Below are 10,587 nucleotides of genomic sequence, written 5' to 3'. Positions count from 1 at the left end.
CAGCTAATGCGTGCTGTTTGTCCGCTAAGGTATTCAAGTGCGCGCTAAGCGTCGCAGAGGTGCTGGTCTTCTCATTAAGCTCTTGAGTTACCAGACGGATATTGCTGATGTTGCATTTGATGTCTTCTGCTACCGCACTCTGCTCTTCAGCCGCCGTAGCGATCTGGTGAGTCATGTCCTGAATTTTTGAAACAGCTTGCGTGATGTCATTAAAGGAAACGACGGTCTCATCCATCCGTTTCGAGCTGGTTGTAGCTCTTTGCTGGCTGTCCTGAATCGCCGTTGTCACCGTCATTGCGCCGGCTTGCAGTTGCTCTATGACAACACGGATCTGCTCCACGGAGTCCTGGGTTCTCATGGCCAGACTCCGAACCTCATCCGCCACGACAGCAAACCCCCGACCGCTTTCTCCTGCACGTGCAGCCTCAATCGCTGCGTTAAGTGCCAGCAGATTGGTTTGTTGCGCAATGCCACGAATCACATCCAGTACGTCTCCGATCTGATCGCTGCTGACTGCAAGTTGCCTGGCATCGTTTACCGATGACGTTAGGCATTTGGTCAGGTCTACAAGCCCCTGGTTCGTACGTTCTAACATCGTGTGGCCTGTTTGAGCGGATCGCTCTGCGTCCTGTGCTGCTTGCGCGACCATCGCAGCATTGCTTGCGACTTCATGCGCCGTAGTTGTCATCTCGTTGGAAGCCGCAGCGACCTGATCGATATCCCTGAACTGGGCCTTCATCCCTTCGCTGGTGTCCTGGGAGATGCTGAACGACTGATTGGCGGTTTGGCGCGTTTCTTCTATGCCTGTCCGGATCGTCCTGATCATTGGCTGCAACTTGTCTAGGAAGAGGTTGAACCAAACAGCAACCTCACCCAGCTCATCTTTCTTTGCGTAATTCAGGCGTTTGGTCAGGTCGCCTTCGCCCGATGCAATATCACGTAGCATCGTCGAAACAGTGCGAATGGGTGTGGTAATCCGGGTTGCGGTCAGCCACATCAACAAGGCTCCGATCAAAGCCGCAATACCGGCGACCACTAGACTCTTTTGCAGCGACTCTGCCTGAAGTTTTTGATGGAGCTCGTGCAGCTTTTGTGTCTCCACCTGGGCTATCGACTTTGGAAGCTGCAGCACGATCCACCAAGGGGCGATGTTGTCACCGACGCTTACAGGAGAAATGACCTTCACTGACTGATCGTCTTCAAGGTACACAGGCTTGCTGGAGGCCGTGTCGCCGGTCAATTGTTTGATCTCGGGTAAGCCCAAGCTTTGAGAGCGTTGCCCCAGTTTCGCAGGGTTAGGTGTGTACGCTGCGACAATACCGGAGCTCGTGATGATCGAGATATCGCCTGCGCCGTTGTACAGCTTTTCCTTCGCGGACATGGCGAGCTTTTGAAGGTCGTTCAGTGCAACGTCAACCCCGACCACACCGGTCACGCTGTTGCCACGGCGCACAGGAAAAGCCAGCGTTGTCATCAGAATGCTCTGACCGGCTAACGTAGCAGTAAATGGCGGTGCAAGGCATGGCGCGTTGGTGAGTAACGGGCAACGATAGAAATAGTTAAATGGAAGGCCGCTCTCACCAATGGTCTCATCCAGCAGCATCTGCTCCTCGGTGGGAGCGTTGGAAACAGTGCCAGTGGTTCGGTTCCAATAGCTCGCGAAACGGCCCTTGTCGTTTGAGCTGTACTGGAGCGAGTTGACGAAGTCTTTGTCATCACCCAGTTGGTTCGACTCCATGACTCCCCAGGCACCGAGCAGATCCTTGTCGCTCACGAAGGTCGCCTCGACCGCCTGATCGGCCTGAAATCGAGAGGCATTGGCCGCGATGCCGTAAGAGCTGAAAACGGTTTGAATGCCTGAGAACTGGATCCCGAGCTGCGCAAGCGACGTAAATTTTTTTCCGAAGATTTCTGCGATCTGCGTGGCTTGGGCTGCTGCAATACTTTCGAGCTGTCCCTGAATTGCGTGCTCGATCGCAGCGCTGCTTGCGGCGCTGGTCAACTCCCCCGTCGAGTCATTTTGCTGGATGTTTATCGCGCTGATCACGGTGATAAGCCCGACCATACTTATCAAGCTGAGCGCGGTGATGGTGGTGCGTATTGAGACGTTGCCCAACATCGTAAATCCTCAGGTTAGCGGAGCTATTGTTGTTATGTGCTGGATCCTAGCCCCCTGGCCTATGCAAGGCAGCCATGATAAAAACCAATGAGTCAGTAAAAACAACCAATAGGTATTGAGGTGAGTATGTCGCTGTGGCTCAGTCGCACGCAAGAGCAAATTTGAGCGCGGCTGGAATGGTCGTCGCGCTGCTTCCCATTGATCCTTGGTCGCCCATTGACATATCTGCGCTTGACGGTTGGGGATAGTTAAAATACCGTTAAGTCTATAAAAAATACCTGTTGGTATTTTCGCTTTGAGCTCGTACTTGAGGCGAGGATGGCGCGAGATTCGGAGTGGTTGCTATGAGAAGTAGTGCTAACGAGAGAGGAGCTGCAGTTTTTGGCAGCGGCATAGGTGTGCTCATCCATGCGTATTACCTGCAGCGATTTGGGTTCAAGGTAGACGTATTTGTCGATGATATGGATTTCCCCCGGTTCACCACCAATGAGCTCATCTCGACGTGGCTGGGTCTTCATCAATCCTCTCAAGCTGCCAGAACTGACTGGCAGGGTATCGCCGAACTGCGTGATATGGCCCTTGATCTCGGCTCAAAAGTGATCGCCTCTTCGTCAGGAACGCTGATCTTCGAACGTCGACCAGAATACGTTGGCGCACTTGAGCAGTTCGCCAGCAACTGCAAAGCGAATGGATTGCTGGTCGAGTTTTCAACACGGGTTGCGCATCTTGATGTTCCTCCCTGCACCCTGGCGGTTGCCAAATTTGACCAGGATGTATCGATTGTTCCAAAGAGGCTCGCCCAGCTGCTCATTGAGTCCATCCAGCATCGAGGTGCAAGCATATTCAGAGGGCGAACCGTCAATGAGCTGCGACTGGTAGGCACACATCATGAGATCGGCGTCAACGATGAGACGCTCCGCTACACCTCTGTAGTGGTGTGCAACGATGCTGAGAAAGTCGAGCAAGGTGATGCGCTGAATGAGGCGGGTGACGCTGGGCTAACGGTTAGGGGGCGCTATTTGTCGTTTGAACGTGCCTCACACATTTTGGCCATGACCAAGCCCTCATCGGCGAGCCAGCTGGCATCCGTCATCATTGATCCTATTCGAGGACTCTTCTCCAAAGATGCATCTCGCCGTCGGGCACTATGGCCAAGCATCGAGCACCATTACCGAGATCCAGAGGTCTTTACCGTCGCCTCGCACCTTAGTGTTTTCCACTATATCGCGGGGGCGCGCGAACTTGCCGAGCTCATGCGTTCGCGTGCGGGTCTCTTCCAAATCGACGCCCTGACGCATACCGACCCGACCTGGCAAGCCCTGCCGCAGTCCATACCCTGGATCATTTGATCTGCTGACAGCAGTACGGCTATGTCCCTTGAATCATGACCGAAGGCCGGTGCGGCGCCTTTAATACCATCCGGTCAGACAATAAGACTGACCGGATGGACAGCATGCTGGAGCTCGGATAACATCCTTTGACGCTAAGCCTTCCGCTTGGCATCGACCCATAGAACAGGAAATCAGAATGAACGAGACGCCTAAGTACTGGAGCACCGCTGTCAGTGATGTCCAGGACAACACTGTGTATATCCGTGGTTATGATCTGGGTGACCTGATTGGCAAGCTGAGCTTCGCCGACGCCACTTACCTTTTGATTCGCGGCAAGTTGCCTTCAGCAGGTCAGGCCAAAATGATCGAAGGGGTTCTTTGTTCCGTTCTGGACTATTCCCTGCGTAAACCAGGTACTGCCGCTGCGCGTTTCTGTGTGTCGAGTAATCCGTCGATGGTTGCTGGTTTGGCGACGGCTGTTCTTTCAGCGGGTGAATACTCGTTGGCGCCAGATCAGACGGGCATTTTCTTGAACGCCACACTTGCGGCAGCCAAGCACGCGGCATCTATGGATGAAGCCGCTGCCAGCCTCGTGGAAGGGATGCGGGCCCGTAAGGAGCGCGTTCCAGGGCTCGGCCATCCAGCGTTTAAGTTCACTGATCCTCGGGCTCAACAGCTGAAGCAGTTGGCGATCGAAACCGGGGTGTGGGGGGAGACGTGCGAGTGGTATGAGGCGGTTCACAAAGCCTTCACCACTCAAGCCAACAAGCCTGAAATTGTCATCAACGAGGTGGGCATGATGGGCGCCATTCTGGCGCAGATGGGGTTCACTCCGGCTGAGATGACTGGTTTGGCAGTGATCTCCACCATGCCAGGCGTCATTGCTCATATCTCGGAAGAGTTGCAAAGCAAAGTGCGCATTCGAGTCATCCCTGATGATCAGGTTGACTACGCTCGAGAGCGCCACAGCTTTGCCGAAGATTTCGCCCAGGCAAAATCGAATTGATATAAAAAGCGCGACGTGAGTCGCGCTCTATCTGCTTGCAGGTTGTTACTTCAGGTAGCCGCCCGACATCAAGTCACAGTAATAGTCGGCGATCTGTTCAGGGGTATGAGTGCCCTGTTCGTTGAACCAGGTGTGCAGCCAATTGCACATCCCCATGAAGCCAGTGATTGCGATATGAGGAGGAATGTCCTTGAATTTCTGCTCTTCGATACCGCGTTGGTAAATTACCTCAATCTTGGCATCGTATTCACGTTTGCGTTTACGCATCAGAATGCGTTGCTCAGGTTCAAGTTCGCTCTCGTCTCTGAAGTAGATTGCTGTCCAGTCTTTCTTTTTCATCACGTGGAGCGCGTGACTGCGGAGAACGCGATACAGGGCGTCTTCGGTGGCCAGATCCTGGGTCAGAATTTCGTCGATGGTCGCTTCGTAGCTTTCGTGCGAACGGTTGAAAATCTGCCAGAGGATCTCGTTCTTGCTCTTAAAGTAGTAATAAACAACAGATTTGGTGTAACCCAGGCGGGCGGCAACATCAGTAATGGTAATTGCTCGAAATCCCTTTTCGGCGAAGAGGGATGCTGCGGACGACAGAATTTCGTCTTGGACGTATGCTTGCTTTTTCTGCTTAAGTTGATCGCGCAGGTCTACATTCATTGGGGTACACCGAGTAGTGTTAAGCAGTTCGCGTCTCGATCATGGAGGATGCAGACGCACGAATAAAGTTAGGTATCTCTATGGCCTTTCGACTCTCAAGATCGAAATAGACAGACGTCATGGCAATTTCTGCACAGAGCTGCTCTTTATTATTGAAGAGGGAGTGATGCGTCACAATCGAGGTGCGGCCGACCTTGTCGATCGTGCTTTTGACGTAGAACGTCGATCCAACCTGCAGTTCTGATCGGAAGTCTATTTCGTAATGAACATCCGCCCAGCCTTGTTTGCGGCTTAGCCGCCACTCTGTGTCGTAACCCAGATGTTCGGCCAGATGCCAGAAGGCTTGATCAAATGAGGCGACGTAGTGCTGGACGTTCATATGCCCCATGGCGTCGGTCTGTGCAGGGTATACGACCCCTCGAAACGTGATCATCGGTACTCCTAGTTTCTTCTTGGCTGTCTGCAGCCTGAAGCCAAGTCGCTGATTAGGCGGAGCTTGGTGATTGTCTTTTTTTTGTACCGCCAAGTCAAATTAACCTTCGTGTAAGTCAGCTTGACGGTACTCACGCTCAGTTTGCCCCGCCGTCCTGTTCTTGGGCGGCGAGAAATCGGTCAGGAGCGTGGCAGTACTGCGATGCCATCCACCTCGATGCGGATGCGACCGTCGTACAGCCCGTTCACATTGAGCAACGTATTGGCCGGTGGGCAATCCATGTTCACAAAGCGATTACGTACTGCTTTGAAGGTCGCGAGGGTCTCGGAGTTAACGTCGGTCAGATACGTGTTCATACGAACCAGGGCTTCGAATCCCACACCTGCGGCTTGAAGGGTGATGGCCAGATTCTGGAATACCGCCACTGCTTGAGCTTCGAAGTCACCTGCAACCACCTCTCCATCACCGTCAACTGGCGCATGGCCGGTGATGAACAACAAATCCCCGTCAGTGACCCGCATGGACATTGATACGCCAGGGTAACCGGGCCCTGCATTTATAGCTTTGATCATGACGACACCTTTAGTGATTGACAGACCGTACGGTCGGGCTAAAAATCTGACTGATAGGTATCAATCCTAAACCTGAGAGTTCTGATTCGCAAGGCGATGCCTCCGATTTTGGGTCTATCAGAGAGTTTTCTCAGCTTTAACCAGCCCTAAGGTCTATTGACATGTCCTCACATTCGAGCATACTGACCGGAAGGTCTAAATATTATTACGAAGAGTCTTTTTTGTGGGCTTGCCCGTCATAAGCGCGAAGATGCGGGGGGGCAACCCCTTGCGGCTCCGGGCTTGGCGAAGACTGTTTGATATGGCTAGCCTGATTTTTGATAAGGAGCACTGATGACCATCGCATGCCTTACCTTTGACTTTGATGGCGTCGCCATCTGGATGAGCACGTTCAAGCAGGTTTCTCCGACGCCTCTTTCTCGTGGGGAGTTCGGCGCAAACGTCGGAATCCCTCGTCTGCTAGATGTATTGGAGCGCTGCAACGTTCCTGCAACGTTCTTTGTTCCGGCGCACACTGCCTCAACCTATCCCGAGCACATCAAGCGCATCGTCGCGGCAGGGCATGAGGTTGCGTGCCATGGCTACCTTCATGAGTCCCCGGTGGGTTTGCCGATCGATGAAGAACGACGCCTACTGACGCAAAGCCTTGAGGTATTGGAAAAAGTGACGGGTGTGCGTCCGATTGGATACCGGTCGCCGGCGTGGGATTTGAGCGATAACACGATCGACTTGCTTGAAGAGTTTGGTCTCATTTACGACAGCAGCCTCATGTCTAACGATTTCGAGACATTCTATGCTCGTAAACACGATGTGCTGACAGAAGAGAGTTTTACGCACGGTGAGCAGAGTCAGGTACTTGAATTTCCGGTGGCGTGGGAACTAGACGACTATCCGTATTTTCAGTTCTCTCCGCGTCCTCTAAATACTGGTTTGCGTTTGGCGGGCGATGTCTACAAAGCGTGGTCTGCTGAGTTCGACTATGCACACAAAGTTGGTGGTGTATTCACTCTAACGTGCCATCCGGAAATTATCGGCCGCGGCCCGCGAATTGAGATGCTCGAAAAACTAATCAAACATATGCAACAGCCTGGCGTGCAGTTCATGACTATGGGTGACGCTACAAAAAATATTAAGAGCACCGCTCTTTAACTTGGAGTAATGATATGAATAGTGCAGTTGAACCGAAAGGCCTGACCGGTATCGGACAAAATGCTTTGTACTTCGACCAACTGGAAGTTGGTCAAGAGTGGAACTCACCTCGCCGCACCATTACTGAAGCTGACATCGTGATGTTTGCAGCTCTGACCGGTGACCATAACCCTGTTCATACCGACGAAGAGTTCGCGAAAACTACAGTTTTCGGCGGCCGCATTCTGCACGGCCCAGCAGGTTTTGCCATCGCTACTGGCCTGGAAAGTCGCTTGGGCATCAAAGAAGGCACCGCTATTGCGTTCCTGGGCATGACATGGGATCTGCGTGGCCCAATCAAGATCGGCGACACCATCCATGTCAATCAGAAGGTCGGCTCCAAACGTGAGACGAAAAAGCCGAGTGTAGGCATCGTCAACTTCCAGGTTTCTCTGGTCAACCAGCGCGGTGAGTCGGTGCAGGAAGGCGAGTGGAAGGTGATGATGCACTGCACGCCTGCCTAACTCGCGCGCATGGCTCGGCACTAACGTTCTCTGAGGTTTTGTCATGATATTCAGTGGTATCCAGGCCTTCTCTGGTAGCGATGTGAAAAAGGTTGCTCTTCGTTTTGAAAACGAAATTTTCAGCTACGAGGCGTTAGTGCACGAGGTCAATCAGACGGTATCGCGTTTGGTGAATGTGGGTGTTGGGGTGAATACACCTGTCGGCGTTTACTGCGAGAACAGCAGTGCGACGATGATTCTTTACTACGCGGTGTCAAAAATCGGCGGAACGTTCGTCCCGCTCAATGCTGTTCTTACGGCTGCTGAAGCGGCCTACATCATCGATCACGCACAGATTAAGCATCTGTTCGTAGATGATGCGCTGGCACCAGCGGCGCTTGTTGCTGTGGGTGAGCGTGATTGCAAGATCTTCGACACGCGTGCTTTCTTGCAGGGGGCGTGGGTTGAGCCTGAGGTTGCGGTATCCGAGAGCAATCCGGATTTCCTGATCGTTTATACCTCAGGCTCAACTGGCGTGCCGAAAGCCGTTCGATATACGCAGACTGCAGAGTTCGATGGGAATCGCTCTCTCATTGAACTCTGGGGTGTGACGACAGACGACAAGGTGCTTGTCGCGCTGCCACTGGGATTCTTGTATGGGCTTTCGACTGCCGCTTCCATGGCATTGCAGGCCGGTGCTGAGGTGATCCTGCTCCGAAAATTCCGACCGGCGGATGTCCTCAACGCCATCGTGAATCACCGTGTCACAGTGTTCCATGGTGTACCGACCATGTTCTCGATGATGCTCGAATATGCAGAGCAGAATGACCTGCAGTTCGATCTGTCTTTCATGCGACTCTTCATCTCCGCCGGAGCGCCTTTGTCCAAGGAGCTGAAGGATCGATTCGCCCGACGGTTTAACAAGCGAATCGAAGATTACTACGCGCTGACAGAGGTTCGCCCGGTCTTTGGTAGCTATGCATCCCACTCGGTCGAGCTACCTGTTGGCTCAATCGGCCAGGCGGCTCCCGGGGTTGAAGTCAAGTTCATCACTGCAGCGGGACAGTTGGCTGCTGATGGTGAAGAGGGCGAGGTTTGGGTTAAGGCACCGGCTACCACCAGTGGGTATTACAAAGCCCCGGATCTTACCGAATCAGCGTTCGTTGACGGTTTCTTCCGCACGGGCGACCTGGGCTATCGAGACGCCGATGGTTTCTATTACCTGACAGGGCGCATTAAGGACATCATCATCAAAGGTGGTGCAAACATTGCGCCGGCTGAGGTGGAGGACGTCATCTGCGAACATGCTTCTGTCCAGTTGGCTTCTGTGATCGGTATCCCCGATCCCAAGTTTGGTGAGCAACCGTTCGCATACTTTGTGGCCACTCCTGGCAAGCAGGTCAGTTCGGATGAGCTGACTGCGCATTGCCGGTCAAAGCTCGCTGAATTCAAGGTTCCAGTCAGTTTCGTCCAATTATCCCAAATGCCGCTTGGCTCCACGTCGAAGATCGATAAGAAAACCTTATTCAATATCTGGAAGGAGGGCCAAGATGCTTGATAAATTGAAAGTATCAGTCGCTGTTTTTGAAATCAGACGGTATCCATCGTTTCAATCTTTTGCAGAGCATGTCGAGTCGGTAGTCGTTGAGGCGAAGCAGGCCGGCAGTCGTGTACTCTTGTTGCCCGAGTTTCTGCCCATGGGTCTTCTCTGGACGAGCCCGGACGCAGGAGAGGTCAGCAATCAGACCGTCTCGGCTTTCTATAGAGAGGTGCTGACACCGCTTTACCCGGCATTTGTAAAATGCCTCTGCTGTCTGGCAGAAACCCATGACATCTATATCGTCGGTGCTACCTATTGGCACGAAGAAGGCGATGAAGGCTACAACAGCGCTTTCGTTTTCAAGCCGGATGGCTCCTTCGAACGGCAGCACAAAGTACATCTCACACGTGGCGAGAAGGCGATTCAGACGTCGGGTGCGTCTTCCCTGAACGACGTGTTCGAGATCGACGGTGTGAAGTGCGGCGTCTTCATCTGCTACGACGTCCAGTTCCCTGAGCTTACCCGCAGTTTTGTCGCCGCCGGAGCTGAGGTCATCTTCGTTCCAGCTTTAACCGAAGAGCGCGGAGCTTGGCGTGAGTGGTTTAGCGCTCACGCCCGCGCCTTAGAGAATCAGGTGTACGTATGTTTGTCGCCACTCGTTGGTGATCTGGGGATTCCACACGACTACCCAGTCAGCTGCATGGGCAAGGCATTCGTTGCGTGCCCTATCGACAATAGAATGGCGGTGACAGATGGCACCTACGCAGAGACCGAGTGGGATGTCCCTGGGCTGCTCAACGTTGAACTAGATCTCGCCAAACTGCGACTTTCTCGCGAGAAAGGTGAAGTTCGCCACCTGCGAGACCGCAGGCCAGACCTGTACGCGAGCTTGAAGTTGTAAAAACAGTAATGTCCTAAAACGAGTCTCATTTTTGGGCTGTACCAGCAGCCCGTTTTTATTCATAGCCCTGCCAACAAATCCTATATCTAAGGGTAAAAACATGAACGCTGAGACCTCCATCGCGTCGTCGGCGCTTACTTTAAATTCTCCGTATTCTGGCGCTGTTTTGCGTCTTGAAGGAGTAAGTAAGCGATTTGGTGATATCACTGTATTGAAATCAATTGATTTTGAACTCAAAGGCGGGGAGGTAGTAGCTCTTATCGGGCCAAGCGGCTCGGGGAAGAGTACTCTTCTTCGTTGTATTAACCAGCTTGAACCCCCTACCGCTGGCCGAGTTACGATCGGCGATGTGTCGATCGATGCTTCAGTCGGTGCTACACGCGCTCAACTGGCTGGCCTGAAC

Annotated in this window: 10 protein-coding genes and 2 pseudogenes; 7 read left to right on the top strand and 5 right to left on the bottom strand. The window is 53.0% G+C overall.

Annotated elements, in window-relative coordinates; all coding sequences use genetic code 11:
• Nucleotides 1-499 (bottom strand): annotated as a pseudogene (locus ACRESJ_RS25865) (methyl-accepting chemotaxis protein); the annotation flags it as partial.
• Between the two features lie 390 nt (nt 500-889).
• A pseudogene (locus tag ACRESJ_RS25860) lies at nt 890-1,603 on the bottom strand (HAMP domain-containing protein); the annotation flags it as partial.
• An 860-nt stretch (nt 1,604-2,463) separates the two neighbouring features.
• On the opposite strand from ACRESJ_RS25860, the gene ACRESJ_RS25855 reads away from it, so the two are divergent.
• Nucleotides 2,464-3,468 carry an FAD-dependent oxidoreductase gene (locus ACRESJ_RS25855; protein ID WP_431760403.1) on the top strand — a complete coding sequence of 335 codons (1,005 nt, stop codon included), beginning with the start codon at nt 2,464-2,466 and terminating at the stop codon, nt 3,466-3,468.
• A 178-nt stretch (nt 3,469-3,646) separates the two neighbouring features.
• Nucleotides 3,647-4,456, top strand: coding sequence for a citryl-CoA lyase (locus tag ACRESJ_RS25850; RefSeq protein WP_431760402.1), 810 nt, complete (start codon nt 3,647-3,649; stop codon nt 4,454-4,456).
• 45 nt (nt 4,457-4,501) lie between these two features.
• Here the strand turns inward: ACRESJ_RS25850 and ACRESJ_RS25845 are convergent, their stop codons facing one another.
• The 3 genes from ACRESJ_RS25845 to ACRESJ_RS25835 all read right to left on the bottom strand — a co-directional run bounded on the left by ACRESJ_RS25845 (nt 4,502) and on the right by ACRESJ_RS25835 (nt 6,112).
• Nucleotides 4,502-5,107 (bottom strand): TetR/AcrR family transcriptional regulator, encoded by a 606-nt coding sequence (locus ACRESJ_RS25845; protein ID WP_431760401.1) that lies wholly within the window; start codon nt 5,105-5,107, stop codon nt 4,502-4,504.
• A 19-nt stretch (nt 5,108-5,126) separates the two neighbouring features.
• Complete coding sequence (locus ACRESJ_RS25840; RefSeq protein ID WP_431760400.1) at nt 5,127-5,540, bottom strand: acyl-CoA thioesterase; 414 nt, start codon at nt 5,538-5,540, stop codon at nt 5,127-5,129.
• A 179-nt stretch (nt 5,541-5,719) separates the two neighbouring features.
• Nucleotides 5,720-6,112 (bottom strand): RidA family protein, encoded by a 393-nt coding sequence (locus ACRESJ_RS25835; RefSeq protein ID WP_431760399.1) that lies wholly within the window; start codon nt 6,110-6,112, stop codon nt 5,720-5,722.
• Nucleotides 6,113-6,445: 333 nt separating this feature from the next.
• Between ACRESJ_RS25835 and ACRESJ_RS25830 the strand changes: the two genes are divergently transcribed.
• The 5 genes from ACRESJ_RS25830 to ACRESJ_RS25810 form a co-directional block, all read left to right on the top strand.
• Complete coding sequence (locus ACRESJ_RS25830) at nt 6,446-7,261, top strand: polysaccharide deacetylase family protein (RefSeq protein ID WP_431760398.1); 816 nt, start codon at nt 6,446-6,448, stop codon at nt 7,259-7,261.
• Nucleotides 7,262-7,275: 14 nt separating this feature from the next.
• Complete coding sequence (locus ACRESJ_RS25825) at nt 7,276-7,764, top strand: MaoC/PaaZ C-terminal domain-containing protein (protein WP_431760397.1); 489 nt, start codon at nt 7,276-7,278, stop codon at nt 7,762-7,764.
• 43 nt (nt 7,765-7,807) lie between these two features.
• A complete protein-coding gene (locus ACRESJ_RS25820) occupies nt 7,808-9,301 on the top strand; it encodes a class I adenylate-forming enzyme family protein (RefSeq protein WP_431760396.1) in 1,494 nt (497 codons plus the stop codon).
• Nucleotides 9,294-10,184, top strand: coding sequence for a nitrilase-related carbon-nitrogen hydrolase (locus ACRESJ_RS25815; protein WP_431760395.1), 891 nt, complete (start codon nt 9,294-9,296; stop codon nt 10,182-10,184). The genes ACRESJ_RS25820 and ACRESJ_RS25815 overlap by 8 nt, the downstream gene beginning before the upstream one ends.
• A gap of 100 nt (nt 10,185-10,284) precedes the next feature.
• Nucleotides 10,285-10,587: ATP-binding cassette domain-containing protein (locus tag ACRESJ_RS25810; protein ID WP_431760394.1), on the top strand; the 303-nt coding region annotated here is incomplete at its 3' end.

It is taken from the genome of Pseudomonas sp., from assembly GCF_050739655.1.
Taxonomy (GTDB): Bacteria; Pseudomonadota; Gammaproteobacteria; order Pseudomonadales; family Pseudomonadaceae; genus Aquipseudomonas.
This window is presented reverse-complemented; position numbering and strand designations above follow the sequence as displayed.